The following is a 21,895-nucleotide window of genomic DNA, read 5'->3' as shown; positions in this document are numbered from 1 at the left end:
GATTTCACAGAGCAAATATTATTGGTTGTGCGCAAGCATTTCGAGGAAAACCTGTCTGCACTGCGCTGTGGAAGGCTTGCGCGGGTTATTTGCAATCATATACATTTTGTAGGTTCCTTCCGCTATGGTGTCGGCGGCATCAGCGGTTACCCCGTATTTTTTCAAGTCCACAGGACACCCGGTCTCGGCAAACAGTCTGGAAACTGCTTCAACAGCCAGAGCGCCGCCTTCAAAATCGCTGAGCCCCGTTGTGTCGCAGCCGAGCAGTTCGGCAACGGTTCGATATTTTTTTGCGCAGGACATTAAATTGAAGCGCATGACATATTCCAGCAGCAGGGCATTCGCTTCCCCATGCGCCAGATGATAGTGCGTACACAGCGGGCCGGACATCGCGTGAACCATTCCAAGTCCCGCCTGGTCCATCGCCACACCGGCCAGCATCGATGCGAGCGCCATGTCCGTGCGCGCTTTCACATTTGAGCCATCCGCACAGGCAGTCCAGAGCGATTTTCCGATCAGCGAGATTGCCTCTTTTGCCCACGCGTCCGTAACAGGACTGGAACCGAGTCCGGTAAAGGCTTCGATTGCATGCGTAAGCGCATCCATGCCGGTTGTCGCGGTCAGATAAGGAGGCAGACCAGTCATCAGTTCCGGGTCAATGATCGCATACGCGGCAAACAATTTGTCGGAATTGATACCTTTTTTTACCTCTTTGTCCCCGATCACCGCACAGCGGGTCACTTCGGAACCGGTTCCGGCTGTTGTCGGAATTGCGATAAAGGGCAGCGAGGGCGCTTCAAAATCAAAGCCGTTCCACTGGTAGTCCGCCAGCGGCCGCGAATTGGTTGCCAGAGCGGAAAGAATTTTGCCCAGATCGGTCGGGCTTCCGCCGCCGACCGCGATGACTTTCGTCGGCTGATATCCTCTCAGCACCTCCATCGACGATGCGACAAGGTCGGATGTCGGATTCGGCGTCACATCGGAATAAACTGTAAAAGCACAGCCGGTTCTGTCGAGAATTGCCGTTACTTTGCCGGAGATTCCCGCGGCAACCAGACCGGGATCGCTTACAACAAACACACGGTCGTCCGGCCCCACTATTTTTTCAAGCAGATTTACAGCGCCTTCTCCGAAACGGACATCGACAGGAAGGAAAAATTTTTTCAAGAATGTTCAACTCCTTAATGGCTCTTTTGATACGGTTTGCCAAGCGCCGCCGGTCCGGATGCGTTGCGGATAAACAGGGCCAGCGCGATAATTGTCATCACATAGGGGATCATCAGCGCAAACTGGTAAGGAATGATACTGTTGCCGGCCTGCAAACGGTATTGCAGCGCTTCGCCCCCGCCAAACAGGAGCACTGCCAGCATCGTTCCGATTGGGGTGAATTTTCCGAATGAAACAGCCGCCAGCGCGATATAGCCGCGCCCGTTGGACATATTTTCAATGAAGAAATCCAACTGCCCCAAGGACAGAAAAGCTCCCCCAAAACCGATAAACAAACCGCCCAGAAGACTGCTGAGAAGCCTGATCTTAACGACTGACAGACCGACTACTTCCACTGCCTGCGGATATTCACCGGCTGCGCGGATTTTCAGGCCGGGTTTGGTTCTGTAAAAGAACAGATGGATTGCCAGAACCAGTCCAAATGCAATGTATACCGGAAGCGGCAAGCCAAAAAGCGCATCATGAAAGCCGTCGATCTTGGGCGGCGCGGAATTCAGCCCGAACACGCTTCGGCTGAGCGTTGTCGTAACGCCGCCGAACAGGATATTGAAGGCAACTCCCAGCACCACCTGATTCACCTGGAAGGTCAGCGCAAAGTAACTGAACAGCAGACTGGCAAGCCCCGAGGCCGCCATTGCGCACAGCACACCCAGCCAGACATTCCCGGTCCAGTAGGTACCGATCACGCCTACGAACGCGCCCAGCAGCATCATGCCCTCAGCCCCCATGTTGATAATGCCGGAGGACTGCATCACCAGCAGGCCCAGTGCGACAAACAGAATCGGAGTCGCTGTGCGGATCACAGACAGCAGCAGATTTCCGATCAAATTGAAATTGTCCATGTTACTTCACCATCTTCTTTCTCCACAGTTTGGACACCAGGTCAATGACAACGAAAATGATGACAAGCGCCTGAATAATGTTGATAATTGCCGCCGGCACATTGGAAAACATCTGGACGGCGTTGCCGCCGCTTTTCAGCGCGCCGAACAGGATGGAGGATAAGAAAATTCCCAGAGGGTTGTTGCTGCCCAGAAGGGACACCGCTATGCCGTCAAAACCGTAGCCGCTTGAGAAATTCTGCAGCAGACGATGCTGCACGCCAAGAATCTCCATTGCGCCGGCGAGGCCGCCGCATCCGCCCGCGATAAACATCGCGGCCATCACGTTGCCTTTGACGTTCATCCCCGCGTACGCGGCCACCTTGTTGTTTTGGCCGACAATACGCATTTCATAGCCGGAAGACGTATGCCAGAGAAAAACGCCGTAAAGCACCAGCGCTATGATTGCCAGCACAAATCCCATATGCAAACGGGTCCCCGGCAGAATATTCAGCAGATAGGCGGACTCCTGTGTCATTGCCGTCTGCGGGAAGTCGCCCGGCTGCTCTTTCATGGGGCCTGTTACCAGCCAGCTGACCAGATACTGAGCCACATAATTGAGCATAACGGTTGTGATGACTTCATTTGCATCAAAACGTGTTTTCAGCCATCCCACCAATCCGCCCAGCAGCGCGCCGCCCAAAAAGCCCGCCAGCAGGGCAACCGGAATATGAACCGCTGCCGGAAGGCCGGTGAGGTTCACGCCAATCCAGGTGCTCAGCGCCGCTCCCATATAAAGCTGCCCCTCCGCGCCGATATTGATCAGACCGCATTTATAGGCAAATGCATAGCTCATGCCGGTAAAAATTAATGTGGTTGATTTGATCAGCGTTTCCGCAATATTGATCCGGTTTCCGAATGCCCCGGTAAACATGATCTGATAGATGTTCCCCATGTTTTCCCCGATTATCTCGATAATAATCCCGCCGCATAATAACGCCAGAAAGACCGAAATAAAGGGCTTTGCAATCTCCCGGACTTGTCCCAGTTTTTTGTTTCCTATCTTCTCACTCATGGTACATAACCATCCCTTCCGTTATCACCATTCAAAACAGTGTGGGGCTTGTTAGAAATTTTGCGGCTTCTGATTGTCATACTGTCGCAAACGGCCTGCAAAATTGCCATCCCACTCCACAGCTTTTTATGGTGGTGACGGGTTTCGACCGTATGATTTGAAGTGACCTCCCGGCAGTTCCTCATAAATTTGTTTTGGGAACAATTGCATTCCCCTGCCGGAATCTGCGCGCTGTAAATAGTGAGCTGCCTCTGCGGCTTGACTGCCGCAGAGGCAAATTGGGGATATAACCGCTTATTTACCCATCAGTGCGTGGACATCGATCTCGCCGCTTTTCAGTTTTTCCAGATATCCGGAAATGGCGTCTTTCTGCTCCTGTGTGAGTTTGTCCTCAAAATTACCGAACGGAGTGAGATACAGTGCGCCGTCTTTGATGCCGAAATTATAGCTTTTTGCTTCAAGCTCGCCATTCTTGGATTTCTCCGCGGCGGCATAAATTGCTTTGCTCATATCCTGCACAACGCTGGTCACAACCGTATCCGGCGCTACCGGAGCCTGATCCCCGTTGGAGCCGAGATTCATTATGCCGCGTTCCTCACAGGCGTTGATTACACCAAGGCCCGCCTGATTGGCCATTTGAGTCAGTACATCCGCACCGTCATCGATCAGGTTCAACGCATTTTCCTTGCATTTGGACGCATCCTCGAGGGTACCCGCGGTGATGCTTTTGCCGGTGATCGACGAATCATGATAACTCGCACCGAACAGATAGCTGTCGGAGAAAGCATTCATGACCGGAGAGGATTCGCCAACCACAATGCCGACTTTTTTACTTTTGGTCAGAACGCCGGCAACCGTTCCGGAGAGAAATCCGAATTCATAGGAATCCACACTGGTGGTCGCCAGATTGGGTTCCTGCGTTTCCGTACCGTTTGTGATGCAGAAATCCACATCCGGAAATTCTTTGGCTACGATCTTTGCCGCATCGGAAAACTGATAGCCATGACCGACAATGAAATTGAACCCCTGGCTCGCATAGCCGCGCATAACCTGCTCATAATCGGACTGCGGCACACTTTCGCTGTAAGCGGCTTCGGCGCCGAGACCGCTCTCAATGGCCTGTAACGCTTTATAGGCTTCCGCATTCCAGCCCTGGTCGTTGATGGTACCGGGCAGCAGCATCGCCACCTTGAACTCTCCGCCGGCTTTACTTTCCGAGGCCTGTTCGCTGCCGGCAGACGCCGCGCTGCCTTGGTCCGCGGCATCGCCGCTTTTGGAACCTGATGACTGCGCAGCCGAACCGCCGCACCCGCTTAGTGAAACCGCTGTGATAGAAGCCGCCAGTAAAAACGCGAAAAAATTTTTCATAATTGACCCTCCCCATTTTTTTAAACGCTTTTTGGGCGCTTTTTTGAATAAAAAAAAGACGTCCAACATGGTCTCCCATGTCAGACATCTTTGTCTTTTTTCGTTGCCATCACTTTAACGCATCGGGCTATGATTTGTCAACATGTTTTTTATTCCCAGTTCCATATTGGTCAATATTGCATAAATCTTTTCGTGTTTTTGTTCAATTCTTTTACTTTGCTTTTAAATCAGCGCCGTATTGACTTTTTTGAACAAAAAGCTATAATAAAAATATAGAAAATGACAAAGAGGTCATTGTGAAGGGTTCTCCTTTGCAATGACTTCTTTTTTGTACAGACGGCTTTATGTCGGCGGTACACTCGGCATGGCGGAGTATAATTGCAATGGTCTTTTGACGATTGTTTTATGCCAAAACCATAATGGGGGTACCGCCGATTTTTATTTTGAGCAAGGAGGGCAAAAACCATGTTAAGCATTCTTTTGAACATCAACGGCAGGGATTATCCGTTACAGGTTGAATCAAACTGGACCCTGCTGTATGTTATCCGTGAGCTTCTGCGATTTACCGGCTCTAAATACGGCTGCGGCACAGGTGACTGCGGCGCCTGCAAAGTGCTGATCGATGGTGAGGCAAAAAACTCCTGCACGCTCCTTGCCCGCAATATGGAAGGCAAAAAAATCGTCACGATCGAGGGTGTCAGTCAGGGGGGCCAGCTTCATCCGGTTCAGCAGGCGTTCATAGATGCCGGAGCCATTCAATGCGGTTTCTGCACACCCGGCATGGTGATTACATCCATTGCCCTGCTCTCTAAAAGCCCCGATCCAACCGAGGATGAAATCCTTGAAGCACTCGGAAATAACCTTTGCCGATGTAGCGGCTACAAAAAGATCGTGGAGGCAATCCACCTGGCTGCTCTACAGATGCAGGAAAAGGAGGTTGTATCGTGAAATATATCGGCGTGCCCACCCCAATCGATGATGCACTTATGAAAGTGACCGGACACGCGCTTTACGGTGATGACCTTGCTTTCCCCAACGCGCTTGTCGGCAGGATTCTGTTCAGCCCGTACGCGCATGCCAACATCCTTTCCATTGACACTTCAGCCGCAGAAGCGCTTCCGGGTGTACACGCAGTTGTCAGTTACAAAGATTCCCCGCAGACACTGTACAATCGGATTCACCGCAACCTGCATGACACCCCTCCGGCTACGGAGCGCGTTTTTGATACCCGGCTCCGCTGTATTTCGGATGCCGTCGCAGCGGTTGCCGCTGACAACGAGGTCATTGCCAACCGTGCGATTTCTCTGATTCGCGTGGAATATGAGGAACTGCCGTTTGTTCTGGATTCTGAACTTGCACTTGGGGAGAACGCCCCAAAGCTCTATCCGGAAGGCAACCTGCTGGAACCCCTGCTGACGCAGTGCGGTGATGTAGACACCGCCATCAAATCCGCAGACGTGGTGTATACACAACGGATGGAAACCAAAATGATTCATCATGCCCCGATCGAACCGCATGTCTGCGTCGCATATTGGGCGCCGGACGATAACCTGACCGTCTGGGGGCCGCAGCAGGGCGTGCACCGTACGCAGATCATCCTCAGCCGGATTTTCGGCTTGCCGATTTCCAAAGTTCATTATCACAGTCCGCTGATGGGAGGAGCGTTCGGCGGAAAGGACGGCCTTACCGCCGAACATATTGCGGCGCTGCTCTCCAAAAAATCCGGCCGGCATGTTAAAATCCGGTTTAACCGCAAGGAAGACATTCTCTGCACGACGACCCGCCATGCCGCTAAAATGACGGCAACTATCGCGGCATTACGCGATGGAACGATCACCGCGATTGATTATCGCCAGTTTATGAACGTGGGGGCCTACTGCGGCGGATCGGTCAACGTGCTGCACGCCATGTGCGGTAAGATGTTCAAGGTCTATGCCATACCCAATATGCGGTTCGACGGCAAGGCAGTCTATACGAATACGCCGGTCGGAGGCGCAATGCGCGGCTTCGGCTCGCCAAAGGTATTTACGGCAATTGAAGTCGCAGTAAACCAGCTTGCCAAAAGGCTGGATATCGATCCCGTAGAGCTTCGCATGAAAAATCTGATGGTTCCTTTCGCCCCTGATCCGGTCAACGGTTCCTCGCTCGCCAACGGTCGGGTGCGGGACTGCCTGCGGCAGGGTGCTGAATTGTTCGAATGGGACAAAAAGAAGCAGGAATGCAAAGCGAAGTCCGGGGAACGGTATGCTTATGGAGTCGGACTGGCAGCCGCCATGCACGGCAACGGGGTCGCTCCGTTCGCTCCCGATATTTCGGTGGCCTCCATCGCGATGAACGAGGATGGAACCTGTCTGCTGCGCACCGGCAACTGCGACCATGGGGCGGGTACCTATACTTTATATAAAATGATCGTCGCGGAGCAGTTGGATATGCCGCTCGGCGACATCAATCTGATTCATTCCGATACCGACGCGGGCACCTATGATACCGGCGCAGGCGCGTCCCGCAACACCTGGACGGGCGGAGAAACGATTGTTTTGGTGGCACGAAAAATGAGGGAACGCCTCTTTTCTCTGGCGGCGGAAGTGTTCGGGGTGCAGGCTGAGGAGATTACACTGGAAAATGGAGTTTTTGTCACAAAGGATGGAAAGTCTATCAACAAGACAGAACTGGTCTGGTACGCCATGGACAAGCGCCGGGAAAAACTGATTGAAACACTTTCCTATAATTCCTATTATAATGCGGGTTCCTACGGCGTACATTTTGCGCAGGTCCGCGTAGACAAAGCAACGGGGACTGTACGCGTACTGGACTATGTTGCCGCGTGCGATGTAGGCACGGCGCTGAACCCTCTTCTGCTGGAAGGACAGGTGGAGGGTGCCATCGCGATGGGGATTGGCATGGCGTTGTTTGAAGAAATCGAGCTGGATGAAAAAGGACGCGGCAAGTCCACCAGCTTTCGCCGTTACCGGATTGCCCATGCCGCTGATATGCCGAAAATCCGGATTCACTTCGTGGAGGCTTATGAAGAGCATGGTCCCTACGGCGGCAAAAGCATCGGCGAGGCTTCCATTGTACCGGTCGCTCCCGCAATTATCAATGCGGTCAATGACGCGCTGGGGACGGAACTGTCCGACCTTCCGCTTCTGCCGAAAAAAATTCTGGCCGCGCTTCAAAAATAAGGTCTGTCCTTTTCCCATTATAATAGGAAGGAACGCGGAAAAAGATACCTTATTATAGATACAGCAAACCACAGAAAAGGAGCGCTTTTTATCGACATCCATATTCTTTTAAATGGAAGGCCTGCTGTGCTTCCTATTGAACCCGATGAATATCTGTCCGAAACGCTCCGTGCGGCAGGGATGCTGAGCGTGCGGCGCGGCTGCGACACCGGTATGTGCGGGCTCTGCACCGTACTGGTTGACGGCACTCCTATATTATCGTGCTCGACACTTTCGGCACGGACGGACGGCCATACCGTACATACTTTAGAGGGGATGCAGGAAGAAGCCTCCGAATTCACAAAGTATCTCACAGAGCAGGGCGCGGAACAGTGCGGGTTCTGTGCACCCGGATTCATTCTGACCGTTCTGGCGATGAAGCGGGAACTGCAAACTCCCACCGAAGAAGCAATCCGCCGCTACCTGAACGGCAATCTGTGCCGCTGCACCGGCTATATGGGGCAGATGCGCACGGTCCGGCGCTATATGGGGCTTCCGGAACCGGAGGTGGACTGATGTTTTCCTTTCAGGACTACGCCGCCCCGGCAACTGTTGAAGAGGCTCTCGCTTTATTGGACAAAAGCAGGAAAAACCGTATTCTGGGCGGCACCGCATGGCTGCGGATGAGCAATCTGAAACTGCATACCGGAATCGACCTGAAAAATCTGGGGCTGAATTCCATCTACGAACAGGACGGAGCACTTCAGATCGGCGCCTGCTGTACCCTGCGCCAAGCTGAAACCGACCCTCTGCTGTGCGGTTATTGCGGAGGGCTGGTTGCCGACGGCATCTTCAACATTGTCGGCGTGCAGTTCCGGGCCGTCGCGCAGGTCGGCGCAAGCGTATTCGCGCGATATGGATTTTCGGACCTTCTCCCTTCCCTGCTGGCATGCGGCGCTTCTGTCCGTTTGGCAAAAGCCGGGATGATGCCGCTTGAGGACTTCCTGAACCGGCCGTTTTTCAGGGATATCCTGCTGGAAATTCTGCTTCCCGCACAGAATGGGATTGGCAGATCAGCCTGTCTGCGGAACTCGGCAGGTGACTTTGCTCTTTTGAACGGAGCGGTGTATCTTGATCACGCTGACTGCCGCATCGCGGTCGGCGCTCGCCCGCAGTGTGCGGCGCTTGCGCGAAACGCCGGGGAATTTGTCCTGCAAAACCGCGGCTCCCTGCCAGTTGATGTTTTGGCAGAGCGGGCCGTACTGCTTGCTTCAGAAGAATTGAAGTTCGGCTCCAACATGCGCGGTTCGGAGGACTACCGCAGAGAAATGTGCAACGTGCTGATGCGCCGCATGCTCCGGCCGCTGCTGGGAAAGGAGGAAGGCCATTGATCGGGCAAAGCATCCCCAAGCTCGACGCGCAGGCTTTGGTCACGGGGAAACCGGTTTATACCGACGACCTCGCCGCTTATCATCACGCGCTGATTGTCAAAATTCTGCGCTCTCCCCACGCCCATGCGCGCATCCGCTCGATTGACAAGTCCCATGCGGAAAAAATTCCGGGAGTGGCCTGCATCCTCACGCATGAAGATGTGCCCCACTGCCGCTACACGAATTCCGGCGAAAGCTATCCCGAGCCATGTCCGCACGACCGCTTTCTGCTGGAACCGGTGGTGCGTTACGTCGGGGATGAGGTGGCGATTGTCGCCGCGGAAAGCGAAAAGGCCGCTGCGCGCGCACTGGAACTGATCCGGGTCGATTATGAAATTCTGCCCGCCGTGCTGGACTTTACCAATGCGGAAAATAACCCCGTGCTGGTACACGCTCCGAACGAAGGGGTATTTATGCCGGACGATGTCGGGCTGGACTGTGCACACAATGTGGTTTCCCGCCACAAAGTACAAAAAGGTGATCTCAGCAGCGCCCTGTCCAGCTCCGACCGTGTGGTTACGGGAGAATTCTTCACTCCGCCGCAGTCGCATTGCATGATGGAAACACACCGCTCGTTTTGCTTTCCGGATGAATTCGGCCGTCTCACCTTCTGGACCTCCACCCAGTCGCCTTTTCATACGCGCAGGCAGACCGCAGCCGCGCTCGGCCTGCCCTATAACCGGATTCGCGTCATGAAGCCGCGCGTCGGCGGGGCATTCGGCGGAAAAAATATTACGGTCTGTGAGCCGTATGTCGGCATTGTTACACTGAAAACGGGACGCCCGGCAAAGATGGTGCTGACCCGCAAGGAAACCTTTACGGCAACGGCCAGCCGCCATGAAATGCGGTTTCGCATTACGCTCGGGGCATCGGCGGACGGAACGCTCAAGGCAGTTCAGGTTGACTGCCTGAACAACACCGGCGCCTATGGCGAGGACGGCCCTGCGGTCACCATGGTCTCCGCCGGCAATATGCTTCCGATGCACAACCGCACCGATGCCATCGAATTCACCGGCACCACCGTCTATACCAATCTGCTGCCGGGCGGCGCGATGCGCGGTTACGGCGCGGCGCAGTCCACGTTCGCCATAGAATGCATGATGGATGAGCTTGCTGACGCCTGCGGAATCGACCCGATTGCTTTTCGGCTCAAAAACTGTGCGAAGGAAGGCGACACCGGGGGGATTCTCACGACCCCCATCCGCTCCTCGTCGTTGCTGCGCTGCATTGCGCGCGGCCGGGAAATGATCGGGTGGAACGAAAAGTATCCGGTCCAGCAGCTTTCCGAAACCCGGCTTCGCGCGGTAGGCATGGCGGCCGCAACACATGGCTCCGGCGTACAGAATATCGGGCAGGCCGCCGTTTCCATCCGCCTGGAAGAGGACGGCACCTACCTCATGCGTTCGGGCGCGACCGATCTGGGCACCGGCTCGGACACCATCCTTACACAGATCGCCGCACAGGTGCTGAACTGTCCGGTTTCCCGCATCAATACCCGCACAGCCGACACCGACGGTCCCTACGATACGGGCGCATTTGCTTCGTGCACAACCTATGTAACCGGCAACGCAGTCATAAAAGCGGCGGAAAGCTTTAAAAACAGGCTGTTTACATGGGCGGGCAAACGGATGGCCTGCCCGCCGGACACGCTGGTTTTATTGGAAGACCGTGTCGCGATGCAAAACGACCCTTCCCGCTTTATGGAACTTTCGGGGATCGGCATGGCGACCATGATCGGTGACAACGCGATGCTGGAAGCGACCGAGACCTATCTCTGTACCGACGCGCCGAATCCGTTCGCCGCCGGTTTTGCCGAAATCGACCTTGATCTGGAAACCGGAAAAATTGATCTGCATCAGTTTGTTTTGGTGGTGGACTGCGGAAAAGTGATCAATCCGGCCCTCGCACGTATTCAGGCGGAGGGCGGCGTTGTGCAGTCGATCGGCTACGCGCTTTATGAGCAGCCGGTGCGGGATCAAAAAGGGCGTCTGATTACCGACAGCTTCATGCAGTATAAAATTCCCACACGGTTGGATGTGCGCAATATCCGCGTCGCATTTGAAGAGAGCAGCGAGCCGACAGGGCCATTTGGAGCAAAATCTCTGGGGGAACTGGTCATCCATACCCCCGCGCCCGCGATTGCAAACGCACTATTTCATGCGACAGGCATCAAACTGCATGAACTCCCGATGACCCCTGAAAAAGTTTACCGGGCGCTTTGTGCGCGCGGCCTTAACAAATACCCCCGAAGAGTCGCTCAAGAAGGAATGCATTAAGCCCTCCGTGGGACGTGAAAAAAGAAATCGCCTATGTTTGCTGTCCCGACTCCACAAAACCGGTTACTTTTAAAATTATTGCACAATAAAAACACAGCCGTCCGGGGTTCCGGACGGTTGTGTTTTTATTTGTCTATTCTCCCCAACGAGAAAAATTCTCACATTCGATGCCAAACTGGTCGAGCAGTTTGCAGACGATATGATGCGTTATTTCCTGCACCGACTGCGGATTTTGATAATAGGAAACCATCGGCGGCACAACTGTTACGCCTGCCTGTGACAAAGTCAGCAGGTTTCGCAGGTGAATGGCGTGAACCGGAGTCTCTCGCGCGGCGATTACCAGCCGCCGTCGCTCTTTTAACGTCACATCCGCCGCGCGCAGCAGAAGGCTGTCGGAATATCCCGATGCAATTCCCCCGACTGTTTTCATACTGCAAGGTACAATCAGCATTCCCTCTTTGCGGAATGTTCCGCTTGCGATTGCCGCTCCTATATCCTCATTGTCATAGCACACATCAGCCATCGCATATACTTCATCCGGCGTCAGTGCCGTTTCCATGCAAATTGTCCGCTCCGCTCCCCGGGACATCACCAGATGCGTTTCCCAGTCCGTTTGCTTTTGCAGCATTTGCAGCGTTTCAATTGCTAGCGGCGCGCCGCTTGCTCCGCTAATACCTATGACAATCCTTTTTTTCGCCATTCCCAATCCCCCACGCCATTTTATCATTCTTGCCCTGCTCTTGATTATTATAAGACAAACATATCATTTAATAAATTTACCATAAACCATGATAAAAAGCTACCCTTCAAATAAGCTGGAAAAAGTCATGCAGCGGCCAAATTGCCCTCCTGAAATAGTGTGCAGAAACAGCGGCGCCGTACAGTTTGACTGCACGGCGCCGCTATTCTTATAAACACCATTGTTTATACCGCAGACAAGGCACCATTGTCCGCCTGCAAAATTCCGTGAAAATCAGTGATGCAAAGAAAGCAATTCGGCAATCTGCTCCTGCGCGCAAAAGGCATCAAATTTGGATGTCTGCAGTTCAAATATGCTTTGCGCCGCATGGATCAGCTTATGAAAATCACAATTGCCGGCACGTTCTCCGATCCCCAAAATGGTAGTGTCAATGAAGTTCGCGCCGGCTTTCGCTCCCGCAAGCGAATTGGCAACCGCCATTCCCAAATCATTGTGCGCGTGGATTTCCACGTCGATACTGGTCTGCTCAATGATGTCCCGCACCGCAAAATAAGTTCTCGTGGGAGAAAGGACACCCACCGTGTCCGCAAACCGAATACGCGTAACGCCAAGCTCTTTCATCTTTCTTGCAAGCGTCACCATAAACGTGATATCCGCACGGGAGGCATCCTCAAAGCCAACCGTAACCTCATATCCACATTCCTGCGCGTACTTCACACAGGCTGAAAGATTCTTGACCAGCCATGTTTTGTTTTTGTTGAGTTTGGAATAGATCTGTACATAGGAGACAGGCGCGCAGATGTGAATGATGTCCGGCCCGCATTCAGCCGACTTTTGGATATCCTCCATATTTACCCGATTCCAGACAGATATTTTTGCATTCCTGCGGTTTTTCATGATCTGGCGAATGGTATCGGCTTCATAGCGGTCAGACGCGGGAACGCCCGCTTCGATCTGTTCCACGCCCGCGTCATCCAGAATTTTCGCGATGATGAGCTTCTGCTCACGGTTCATGGCGATTCCGGGGCTTTGATCACCGTCCCGCATCGTTGTATCAACAATATATTTTTGTGCAACCATACCCGCGCCTCACTTTCTGTGCATACGCGCAAGCTCCATAAATTCCGCGTCGCTGAGGCTTGCCGTTTTGCGGATGCTTGTGCTGTGGACAGCGTCCAGCAGGCTATCCAACTGATATTCCTCCGGAGACAGCCCTAACTCCTTGAGTTTGACGGCAATGGCTTTGTGCCCGGAATGCTTCCCAACAATGATTTTGCGCGTTTTTCCAATGAGCTCAGGGGCATATGGTTCATACATCTGGGGATTTTTTATAATTCCGTCCACATGGATGCCGGATTCCACATCAAAAATTCCCTCCCCGATGACAGCTTTTTTATTGGAAAACGAAACGCCGGTAATCTGTTCAATCAGTTTGGCAAGCTTAGGGAATACCGAAAAAGACATTGTGCTTTTATATCGTTTGACGACCCGCAGCGCCACCATCACCTCCTCAAGAGAGGCTTTGCCGCCGATTCCGCCGAAGGAGGCAACGATGTCTGTCCCTCCGGACAGCGCCCACTCCACCGCAAGGGCTGTCGCGCAGAACAGCGAATCCTCCGGACAGAACTCGATCCGTCCGCGCACCTGCTTTTTCACGCTTTCAAACACCCGCTCAAAATTGTGACAAAGTACGTCGTCAAATCCGACAATACGGATGTTTTCCAACACTCCATACTGGCTTAGAAAATTGATCTCCCGAATGTCGTTTGCCTGAATTTCCGATACAATGCCTGATGACGGTTTCCATCCGCCGCGACGGCAGATAAAGCGGCTGAACTCAGGGTAGGACAATGCCTCGTCCGGCTGCCTGATGCGCAGGATGTACTTTCCCTGGGGGTCAGGCGTTCCCAACTTGTGCAGGGCGTTTGTTGTCAGCTCAATCGTGTCGACGCCTGCTTCTATCAGATAGCCGATCAGGGCCTGGATCTGCCCGGAAGAAGGATCATACGCATCCAGGCAGCTGACAGTCATATCTGTAAGTCTGATCATAGGACGCCCTCCCCGTTATCATGTTAAATCCGGTATTTCTCCGCGATTTCACCGCTTTCAATATGTTGATCCATAATTTCCACCACGGCCTCCGGCGTGAGCCCTCCATACCATACCCCCTCCGGATAGACAACGGCTATCGGGCCTCTGCTGCAAATCCCAAAGCAGCCGGTGTTGTTTACCATACATTCGCCGGAAAGATCCCTTTCCTCAATTTCCTCCATGAATTTCTCAATGACTTTCACACTATCTTTCTGATAGCAGAATCCTTTCTGCACCCCATTGGTGCGGCAGCTCGTACAGACAAAGATATGATACTTTGGGCTTACCATATTACGACGCCCCTTTCTTCTTTATTATTTACTGTGACGCCGCCTGCTTTACGGCATTTTCGATCCGGTCATAGGTTGTAACCGCCTTGATACCTTTACTTTCCAGCTTCTCTAAAGGCGCGTTTCCGATTCGCAGGGCAAGCACACCGCTGCAATCAGCTACCGTTGACAGGATCAGATCCATTTTGGACTGCTTATCATCCAGACAGTCTTCTTTTCCGGTACAGTAATGGTTTACCTGACGCTTTTCCACAAAACGCGCCGTTGTACCGTCGCTTTCGTAGATATAAAACGTATCCGCATGGCCAAAATGCTGATCCACCAGCATACCGCTCTTGGAGGCGACCGCATATTTTTTCACCGGCAGCGCCGCCTGTTCTTCCCCGGTTCCGCAGCCTCCCCTGAATTCAATTGAAACATCGTTGTCGAGCGTCCCGATTGCGTCCGCACGGCACTGTCTGCAATGATACATCTGTTTGAGATCGACAGAACACTTATTCCGGATTTCTGAAATTTCCCTGTTGCTTACAAGCTCCATATTCTCAAATGCCGAACCCGCTACAGGAATCATCTGCATGATGTTGGAGATGTAGGCTCCCAGATCACGCACTTTTTTTATAACCTCCTCAATATGCTCCTCATTAATGCCCCGCAGCACAACCGTATTTACTTTGCAGATAATGCCGTGTTCCGTAAGATAACGCAGCCCGGCCAGCTGGTTGCCCAGCAGGATGGATGCCGCCGCCACACCGGTATAGCGTGTTCCCATATAGTCGACGTATTTGTAAATTTTGGCGCCAATTTCCACGTCGACCGCATTGATCGTAACGGTCACATGGGAGACGCCAAGATCAACCAGCTCCTGCGCGTAAAGCGGCAGCATCAGACCGTTGGTGGAAAGGCAGAAGGTCACGTCCGGGTCATATTCCCGGATCAACCGAAGGGTATCGCGTGTCTGCTCAAAATTCGCAAGTGCGTCTCCCGGCCCCGCAATCCCGATAACCGTCAGATTCTCCACCTGTTTTTTCACCAGCTTGTATTTTTCCAGCGCTTCCTCCGGCGTTAGCACCTGCGTCGTTACGCCGGGGCGGCTTTCGTTGGGACAGTCATACTTGCGCACGCAGTAGTTGCACTGGATATTACATTTGGGCGCGACCGGCAGGTGCATTCTCGCATATTTCCCGCCCCCGCAGGTATAACAGGGGTGGGAGGCCGTCCTCTGCGCAATCGTCTGCAAGGTGCCCTCCGGTTTCTTTGCCTGCCCGGTATGCCGCGCTGTTTCGAAGAAGCTGTCATAGATTTCTCCGCGGAACCGCTCCTCCTGATTTCCAAGCAGAATGTTTGCAATCTGGTCAAGCAGATTGAGAGAGCCCCCGTAACCGATCATCCTGACACGCTGCCCTCCGACCCGGTCATGGATCGGAAACGCGCAGCGCACAAGATCCACGCCGAGCCTGTGCGCCGCCCGCCTGCCGTCGGAGCTGCCGATCATGACGTTAACGCCCAACTCGCGGGAAACGCTTTCAATCATGTCAAAATCGCAGTCATCCAGAATCACGGTTTTTTCCACAAGCTGCCGGTCCGCGCATTTCCGGATTTCTTCTTCCAACGCCGGGCGCAGCGCGGGACATACCGATCCAGTCGCCGCCAGAACGGGAATCACGCCGTTTTCACAGCACAGCCTTATCACGGAATACACAAAGTCCGGCTCCCCGAATACCGCCGCGCGCCCCAGAGCACAGTACTTATGCGAATCGATCATTGCGTCGATATACCTTCCGCGTTCCCGCATCAGTTCCGGCGTTTTTCTGCCGCCCAGCTCAACCAGCTTTTCAATCAGCGCATCGGTATCCCGGATGCCTGCCGGCATTGCCAGCCGCTCAAACGGCACACCAAACTGTTCGTTCAGATACTGCGCCGGAGAATCGTCCTCGCTGATGAAGCGGGACAGCTCGATCGTATACTTTGCCCCCGCCATCCTGGCAATCTCCCCAAGCGGCGTGCCGCCCGACTTGATGCGTTTGTAATGCTTCTCATGGATACCGTCAAGATTTTCCGACAGGTCGGGCAGCAGAATGTACGAAAGTCCCATGCTTTCGAGCAGCTTCTTTAACTGCCGGAAGTCCGCCGGGGACAGCATCGGAGCTATGATATTGACCGACTGACTGGGGTTGGTGTCCATCGGCGTCTGCTCGACGACCGCGCGCAGAACCCGGAAAAAGCCCTCATACTGCGTTCCCGCATAGCCCGCCGAAGACGCGTTGATGATTTTGACCTTCGCGTCGGGATGCGCGTCGTAAAACTTCCTGATGATCGCTCCCACATCCTCTCCGATTGTTTCCGCAAGACAGGTCGTTGCCACACCGATGATCTCCGGGCTATACAGCGAAATCAGGTTTTCAATTCCCCTGATCAGATTGGTCTCACCGCCGAAAACGGTGCCCTCCTCGGTCAGCGAGGAGGATGCGACGTCCACCGGTTCGTTATAATGGGTCGCCATATGGCGGCGGATGTAGGTAGCGCAGCCCTGCGAGCCATGCAGGATCGTCATACAGCCTTTCAGCCCGTAGAAGGCGCTGACCGCACCCATCGGCATACACATTTTACACGGATTGACATTCAGATTCACAAGGTTTGCTCCCATAGCCTTCACCTGCCTTTATCTGCAAAATTCCCAGACGGGACTGTTGAGCGAAAGGTTGACCTCCCGCGTAAAATTACGGATTCCTTCAAAGCCTGCGAGCGCGTGTTTACGCTCGTGGTTATGATCGCAGAACGCAATTCCAAGCTTGTAGGCCAGCGGGCGTTCCTTGACGCCGCCGACCAGAATATCCGCCCCCTTTTCGAGCATGAATTCCTCCAGCTCAGCCGGATTGGCGTCGTCCAGAATCACCGTGTCATCGCTGACAAGCTGTTCTATGATCTCATAATCCTCTTTCTGTCCGGTCTGTGTACCTACAACCACCGTTTCAATCCCCATTTCCCGGAACTGCCGGATCAGCGAGATTGCCTTGAACCCGCCGCCCACATAAACAGCGGCTTTTTTGCCCTCAAATTTGGGCAGATACGTTTTCAGAAATGCCTTTGCCTTTTCACTTTCCTCCGCCGTGAAAGCAAGCGCTTTGGAAAGCGCCTGCTGGTCGCCAAGCGCCTGCGCGATGCGCACAAGCGAACTGGTCGTATCCTCCACGCCAAAGAAGCTAACCTTGATGTAAGGAATTCCCATCTGCTCTTCCAACTGGTTGGCAAGATAGGTGGAGGATCCGGCGCACTGCACGATATTCAGCTGTGCGCTGGGCATGCGCATGAGCGATTCAAAGCTTGCGTCCCCGGTCACAGTGGATACTACCGGAATACCGATTCGTTCCAAATAGCTTTTAATTATCCACATTTCACCCGCAAGATTAAAATCCCCCAGAATATTGACGCCCTTTCCCTTCGGCAGTTCACGGTTGGGGGCAATCAGCCGCATAATGGCATTGCACGCGATTTTATAACCCAGCGATTTGGTTCCGGAAAAGCCCGGCGCTTTCACCGGTATCACACGGATGCCGTATTTTTCTTCAGCAAGGCGGCAGACCGCTTCAATATCGTCCCCGATCACACCGACAATGCAGGTCGCATAGACGAAAATCAGCTTCGGGTTTTCTTTTTCCACCAGCTCGTCAATCGCGGCCGCCAGTTTTTTCTCACCGCCGAAAATAATATCCGATTCCCGCAGATCGGTGGAATAGCTGTTCCGGTAGATCTCCGCCCCGCTGGACAGACTGCCCCGGATGTCCCACGTATAGCTGGCGCAGCCGATCGGGCCATGCACAATATGGTAAGCGTCGGTAATCGGATTCAGCACCACGCGCGCGCCGCAGTAAACGCAGGCGCGCTGGCTGACAGCGCCGGACACACTTTGCTTCTCACAGCCGATCTCTTTTCCGTTTCCGTTACAGCACATCGCCTTATCTAAAATGGAGGTTTTCCGCTCCTCCAAGATCCTTACACTGCCGCTCATCCTGAACACCCCCCTAAAAATGACAGACTGCAATGGGGTATGCCCCATTGCAGTCTGCGTTGCACCTATAAATATTGTCTCTTACATGACCACTTCAAGGTCTTTGTCTTCGCAATCCCTGTCCTGTCTGTCCATCAGCGTGTTCAGGATTTTCTCCACCAGCAGCATCGCCCCGCCGTAGCCAACCATCGGCAGAACAGAATGCACATAGCGATCCAGAACCGGAAAGCCTGCCCGGACAAACGGAATATCCTCCGCTTTTGCAATCTGCTTTCCATAGCTGGTGCCGAGCAGCAGATCGACCGGATCGTTTTTGATCCACTGGTGCAGCTCGAACAGATCCGCGTTCGCCTTTACGGTGTAGTCCTGCACGCCGTACTTTTCGCATAAAGCGCCTGCCAGTTTACTGAATTCTTCCTTGGGAGTTCCCGTAATCACATATTTCGGGACCATTCCCATCTCCAGACAAAGCGCCGTCAGCCCAATTACGGTATCGGGGTCTCCGAAGATCGCGACGGACTTCTGATAGCTGTACTGATGGGAATCCAGCAGAATGTCAACCAGCTGCCCGCGCTGTTCCTCCAGTTCATAGGGAACTTCCTGATGCGAAATTTTGGAGAGCGCCTGTACAAACTGGTCAGTCGCTTCAATACCGATTGGCAGCGGCATCAGCTCATAAGGCACCTTACATTTCTTTTCAAGCAGCTCGGCGGGTTCCACGCTGGTGATCTGCCCGAGGGCAAGCACTTTGCCACAGTCTCCCAGTCCGCGGATTTCGTCAATGGTGGTGCCTCCCTTATGATACATTTCAAAGCGCCCGGTCATCGGCGCGTCCATTACGCCGCTGGTATCCGGGAACATGGTAAACGGAACCTGCATCAGCCCGGCGATCCTTTTTAGTTCCCGCATATCCCCCGGGTTGACAAAACCGGGGAAGATCGCTGTCTTGCCGTTTGGCGTACCGGTTTTCTGCGCAAGGTAATTGATAAATCCGCACATCATGTTGAAAAATCCGTTGATATGCGAGCCCACATAGCTGGGCGTATTGGTGTGCACCACCAGTTTCCCCTCGGGGATGCTCATCTCCTGAATATAGGAATTCAGGTCGTCACCGATCGTCTCGGACAGGCACGTTGTATGAACTGCGATAATATCCGGGTCATATAGGTCAAATACATTTTTGACAGCGGTCTTGATATTACTGCCTCCGCCGAATACGGATGCACCCTCTGTAAAGGAGCTGGTGGATGCCATGGCAGGCTCCTTGAAATGACGAGTCAGGAACGTCCTGTGATAAGAAACGCACCCCTGTGAACCATGGCTGTGCGGCATGCATTTATGAACTCCTAGCGCGGCATACATCGCGCCGACCGGCTGGCAGGTTTTGCAGGGATTAATGCGCAGCGCGGAACGTATGGATACTTCTTTCGGTGTCAGATCCAACATGTTTATTCACCTCCTGTAAGCGAGCCGACCAAAATCGGGTCGGATTTCCACGGCGGCGTTACAAACGCCCAAGCGCTCGTATACATCGCCATTGTAATGTCTTTTGCAAAGTTGACGGCACCTTTGAATCCCGCGTAAGGGCCGGCATAATCGTAGGAATGCATCTGCCGGGACGGGGTCCCGCCCTTTTGGATCACGTATTTGTCCTTGATGCCGGAGAAGAAAATATCCGGTTTCATCAGCTTAATCAGCATTTCTGTTTCAAAATGGTTGTAATCATCCACTACCATATGCCCCGATTTCATGTCGCGGATCATGCCGTCATAGGTATCCAGCGGAATTTCTTCCCGCAGCTTCTCAATCTCTTCCTGCGAAAAGCGCTGCTGATACAGCTTTTCGTCCGGCGCGACCGTAATGGTCTCGATATTTTTGCTGTCGGCATCCTCCTTGAGGAAGGGCAGCACCTCACGCCCTTCATAATCGTCGCGGTGTGCAAACTCATAACCCGCAATGACGGTTTCAACACCCAGATCCTCCAACAGTTTCTGATAGTGGTGCGATCGGGAACCGCCCACGAAAATACCGGCTGTTTTGCCCTTGAGCTTGTTTTTATAATATTCCATATCATCCAGTATCTCCGCCAGCTCATCCCGGATGACCTCTTCGGTGCGCTCGGTCAGTTCCGGATCGTTGAAATATTTGGCAATGTCCCGCAGGGACTGGATCGTTGCGCCCACACCGATAAAGTTCACCTTCAGCCAGTCAATTCCGTATTTCGTGTGCATCATTTCCGCCACATAGTTGATGGAGCGGTGGCACATCACCAGATTCAGATTCGCCAAATGCGCATTTTTCATCGTTTCATAGGAACCGTCACCTGTAAATACGGACACAACTTCGTAACCGACGCGTTTGAGGATCCGTTCCTGCTCCCAGCCGTCCCCGCCGATATTGTATTCGCCCAGAATATTCAGCGAATACTTTTTGGCAGGCCGTTTGTCGCCCGTCCCGATAATATGCTGCATCAGGCCGTTATTGGCAATGTGATGCCCTGCCGACTGCGAAACGCCTTTATATCCCTCACAGGAGAATCCGATACACTTGATGCCGTACTCTGCCTCGGTCTGCCGCGCGACCGACTGCACATCATCGCCGATCAACCCGATCGGGCAGGTGGAACAGATTAAAATGCATTTCGGGTGAAAAATTTCCACCGCCTCCTGGATGGCCTTTTTCAGCTTTTTTTCGCCGCCGAACACAATATCTGATTCCTGCATATCGGTTGAAAGGCAATAGGGTACAAAATTTTGTTCGCCTTCCTCCGCCTGCGCTTTGTTGCGTCTGGTGCCCCAGCTGTAAAAGCCACATCCGATCGGGCCATGAGTAATGACACAGCAGTCCTTCAGCGGCCCGACGACAACGCCTTTGCACCCTGCGTAACAGCAACCGCGGTTGGTGATGATCCCGGGAATCGTGCGCGTATTTGCGGTAATCTCCTGACCCGCGGGATCCTCCTGAAGCTGGATAACATGCTCCTTGCGGTTTTTATAAATCCTCGCGGAATATTTATCCAGCAATCTCGTTCTCTCATCCATATCTAATCACCCGCCTAATATGCTTCTTTTGTGGATTCGCTCGTCCTGACCGTATATGCCTCCATAATAGGCAGCACAAAAATTTTGCCGTCCCCGGGATGTCCTGTCTGGTTTGCGTCTATGATGATCTTCACAACTTCTTCCACTTTGTCGTCATCGACGATCAGGGTGAAAAAGCGCTTGGCAATCAGCCGCTGATATTCCGTGAGATGTTCCCCTACCGCGTTTGCCGGAACCTCCCCCGTGGCAAGGATTGCTTCCACCAAATACGGTTCCAGGCTTTTTTTGCCTCTTCCGAGGCACTTGCGGCAGGAAAATGCCGGATAGCCTGCGTTGGCAAGCGCTTCCTTTGTGACGTTCACCATATTGACGCGGATAAATGCCATCACTTCTTTCATCGCTGCTTTCC

Annotated in this window: 18 protein-coding genes; 5 read left to right on the top strand and 13 right to left on the bottom strand. The window is 53.3% G+C overall.

Features of this window, described 5'->3' with window-relative positions; genetic code table 11:
- Nucleotides 1-18: 18 nt before the first annotated feature.
- The 4 genes from C1A10_RS07570 to C1A10_RS07555 all read right to left on the bottom strand — a co-directional run bounded on the left by C1A10_RS07570 (nucleotide 19) and on the right by C1A10_RS07555 (nucleotide 4,491).
- Nucleotides 19-1,167, bottom strand: a complete 1,149-nt coding sequence (locus C1A10_RS07570) for an iron-containing alcohol dehydrogenase family protein (RefSeq protein WP_101909669.1) — start codon at nucleotides 1,165-1,167, stop codon at nucleotides 19-21.
- A gap of 14 nt (nucleotides 1,168-1,181) precedes the next feature.
- Complete coding sequence (locus C1A10_RS07565; RefSeq protein ID WP_101909668.1) at nucleotides 1,182-2,069, bottom strand: ABC transporter permease; 888 nt, start codon at nucleotides 2,067-2,069, stop codon at nucleotides 1,182-1,184.
- 1 nt (nucleotide 2,070) lies between these two features.
- A complete protein-coding gene (locus tag C1A10_RS07560; protein ID WP_242968863.1) occupies nucleotides 2,071-3,123 on the bottom strand; it encodes an ABC transporter permease in 1,053 nt (350 codons plus the stop codon).
- A gap of 294 nt (nucleotides 3,124-3,417) precedes the next feature.
- Nucleotides 3,418-4,491: a BMP family protein gene (locus C1A10_RS07555; RefSeq protein WP_180951041.1), complete on the bottom strand. Its 1,074-nt coding sequence runs from the start codon at nucleotides 4,489-4,491 to the stop codon at nucleotides 3,418-3,420.
- A gap of 465 nt (nucleotides 4,492-4,956) precedes the next feature.
- On the opposite strand from C1A10_RS07555, the gene C1A10_RS07550 reads away from it, so the two are divergent.
- The 5 genes from C1A10_RS07550 to C1A10_RS07530 are packed head-to-tail and all read left to right on the top strand — an operon-like array spanning nucleotide 4,957 to nucleotide 11,358.
- A complete protein-coding gene (locus tag C1A10_RS07550; RefSeq protein WP_101909666.1) occupies nucleotides 4,957-5,439 on the top strand; it encodes a (2Fe-2S)-binding protein in 483 nt (160 codons plus the stop codon).
- The gene (locus tag C1A10_RS07545; protein WP_101909665.1) at nucleotides 5,436-7,673 is read left to right on the top strand and encodes a xanthine dehydrogenase family protein molybdopterin-binding subunit; all 2,238 of its coding nucleotides are present in this window, start codon (nucleotides 5,436-5,438) and stop codon (nucleotides 7,671-7,673) included. The genes C1A10_RS07550 and C1A10_RS07545 overlap by 4 nt, the downstream gene beginning before the upstream one ends.
- A gap of 51 nt (nucleotides 7,674-7,724) precedes the next feature.
- Nucleotides 7,725-8,228, top strand: coding sequence for a (2Fe-2S)-binding protein (locus C1A10_RS07540; RefSeq protein WP_341456900.1), 504 nt, complete (start codon nucleotides 7,725-7,727; stop codon nucleotides 8,226-8,228).
- Nucleotides 8,228-9,043 carry an FAD binding domain-containing protein gene (locus tag C1A10_RS07535; protein WP_101909663.1) on the top strand — a complete coding sequence of 272 codons (816 nt, stop codon included), beginning with the start codon at nucleotides 8,228-8,230 and terminating at the stop codon, nucleotides 9,041-9,043. Before C1A10_RS07540 ends, C1A10_RS07535 begins: the two co-directional genes overlap by 1 nt.
- Entirely contained in the window at nucleotides 9,040-11,358 is a 2,319-nt protein-coding gene (locus C1A10_RS07530; protein WP_101909662.1) for a xanthine dehydrogenase family protein molybdopterin-binding subunit, read from the top strand. Before C1A10_RS07535 ends, C1A10_RS07530 begins: the two co-directional genes overlap by 4 nt.
- 133 nt (nucleotides 11,359-11,491) lie before the next feature.
- Here the strand turns inward: C1A10_RS07530 and C1A10_RS07525 are convergent, their stop codons facing one another.
- The 9 genes from C1A10_RS07525 to C1A10_RS07485 all read right to left on the bottom strand — a co-directional run bounded on the left by C1A10_RS07525 (nucleotide 11,492) and on the right by C1A10_RS07485 (nucleotide 21,884).
- Entirely contained in the window at nucleotides 11,492-12,058 is a 567-nt protein-coding gene (locus C1A10_RS07525) for a UbiX family flavin prenyltransferase (RefSeq protein WP_101909661.1), read from the bottom strand.
- A 273-nt stretch (nucleotides 12,059-12,331) separates the two neighbouring features.
- The gene (locus tag C1A10_RS07520; RefSeq protein WP_101909660.1) at nucleotides 12,332-13,138 is read right to left on the bottom strand and encodes a beta/alpha barrel domain-containing protein; all 807 of its coding nucleotides are present in this window, start codon (nucleotides 13,136-13,138) and stop codon (nucleotides 12,332-12,334) included.
- A gap of 9 nt (nucleotides 13,139-13,147) precedes the next feature.
- Nucleotides 13,148-14,107 (bottom strand): homocitrate synthase/isopropylmalate synthase family protein, encoded by a 960-nt coding sequence (locus tag C1A10_RS07515; protein ID WP_101909659.1) that lies wholly within the window; start codon nucleotides 14,105-14,107, stop codon nucleotides 13,148-13,150.
- Between the two features lie 23 nt (nucleotides 14,108-14,130).
- Entirely contained in the window at nucleotides 14,131-14,439 is a 309-nt protein-coding gene (locus tag C1A10_RS07510) for a 2Fe-2S ferredoxin (RefSeq protein ID WP_101909658.1), read from the bottom strand.
- A 28-nt stretch (nucleotides 14,440-14,467) separates the two neighbouring features.
- Nucleotides 14,468-17,083, bottom strand: coding sequence for a nitrogenase cofactor biosynthesis protein NifB (nifB, locus tag C1A10_RS07505; RefSeq protein ID WP_101909657.1), 2,616 nt, complete (start codon nucleotides 17,081-17,083; stop codon nucleotides 14,468-14,470).
- Nucleotides 17,084-17,098: 15 nt separating this feature from the next.
- Nucleotides 17,099-18,445, bottom strand: a complete 1,347-nt coding sequence (gene nifE / locus C1A10_RS07500) for a nitrogenase iron-molybdenum cofactor biosynthesis protein NifE (RefSeq protein WP_101909656.1) — start codon at nucleotides 18,443-18,445, stop codon at nucleotides 17,099-17,101.
- 81 nt (nucleotides 18,446-18,526) lie between these two features.
- Nucleotides 18,527-19,891, bottom strand: coding sequence for a nitrogenase component 1 (locus tag C1A10_RS07495; protein ID WP_101909655.1), 1,365 nt, complete (start codon nucleotides 19,889-19,891; stop codon nucleotides 18,527-18,529).
- 2 nt (nucleotides 19,892-19,893) lie between these two features.
- Nucleotides 19,894-21,486 carry a nitrogenase molybdenum-iron protein alpha chain gene (gene nifD / locus C1A10_RS07490; RefSeq protein WP_101909654.1) on the bottom strand — a complete coding sequence of 531 codons (1,593 nt, stop codon included), beginning with the start codon at nucleotides 21,484-21,486 and terminating at the stop codon, nucleotides 19,894-19,896.
- A 14-nt stretch (nucleotides 21,487-21,500) separates the two neighbouring features.
- On the bottom strand, nucleotides 21,501-21,884 hold the full coding sequence (locus tag C1A10_RS07485) for a P-II family nitrogen regulator (RefSeq protein WP_101909653.1): 384 nt from the start codon (nucleotides 21,882-21,884) through the stop codon (nucleotides 21,501-21,503).
- Between the last annotated feature and the right edge of the window lie 11 nt (nucleotides 21,885-21,895).

This window comes from Marasmitruncus massiliensis, assembly GCF_900186535.1.
GTDB lineage: Bacteria > Bacillota > Clostridia > Oscillospirales > Ruminococcaceae > Anaerotruncus > Anaerotruncus massiliensis_A.
This window is presented reverse-complemented; position numbering and strand designations above follow the sequence as displayed.

Coding starts and splice junctions, on each gene's coding strand:
- C1A10_RS07565 (WP_101909668.1), bottom strand. CDS start 2,069: ATGGACAATTTCAATTTGATCGGAAATCTGCTGCTGTCTGTGATCCGC.
- C1A10_RS07560 (WP_242968863.1), bottom strand. CDS start 3,123: ATGAGTGAGAAGATAGGAAACAAAAAACTGGGACAAGTCCGGGAGATT.
- C1A10_RS07555 (WP_180951041.1), bottom strand. CDS start 4,491: ATGAAAAATTTTTTCGCGTTTTTACTGGCGGCTTCTATCACAGCGGTT.
- C1A10_RS07550 (WP_101909666.1), top strand. CDS start 4,957: ATGTTAAGCATTCTTTTGAACATCAACGGCAGGGATTATCCGTTACAG.
- C1A10_RS07535 (WP_101909663.1), top strand. CDS start 8,228: ATGTTTTCCTTTCAGGACTACGCCGCCCCGGCAACTGTTGAAGAGGCT.
- C1A10_RS07525 (WP_101909661.1), bottom strand. CDS start 12,058: ATGGCGAAAAAAAGGATTGTCATAGGTATTAGCGGAGCAAGCGGCGCG.
- C1A10_RS07520 (WP_101909660.1), bottom strand. CDS start 13,138: ATGGTTGCACAAAAATATATTGTTGATACAACGATGCGGGACGGTGAT.
- C1A10_RS07515 (WP_101909659.1), bottom strand. CDS start 14,107: ATGATCAGACTTACAGATATGACTGTCAGCTGCCTGGATGCGTATGAT.
- C1A10_RS07510 (WP_101909658.1), bottom strand. CDS start 14,439: ATGGTAAGCCCAAAGTATCATATCTTTGTCTGTACGAGCTGCCGCACC.
- nifB (WP_101909657.1), bottom strand. CDS start 17,083: ATGGGAGCAAACCTTGTGAATCTGAATGTCAATCCGTGTAAAATGTGT.
- nifE (WP_101909656.1), bottom strand. CDS start 18,445: ATGAGCGGCAGTGTAAGGATCTTGGAGGAGCGGAAAACCTCCATTTTA.
- C1A10_RS07495 (WP_101909655.1), bottom strand. CDS start 19,891: ATGTTGGATCTGACACCGAAAGAAGTATCCATACGTTCCGCGCTGCGC.
- nifD (WP_101909654.1), bottom strand. CDS start 21,486: ATGGATGAGAGAACGAGATTGCTGGATAAATATTCCGCGAGGATTTAT.
- C1A10_RS07485 (WP_101909653.1), bottom strand. CDS start 21,884: ATGAAAGAAGTGATGGCATTTATCCGCGTCAATATGGTGAACGTCACA.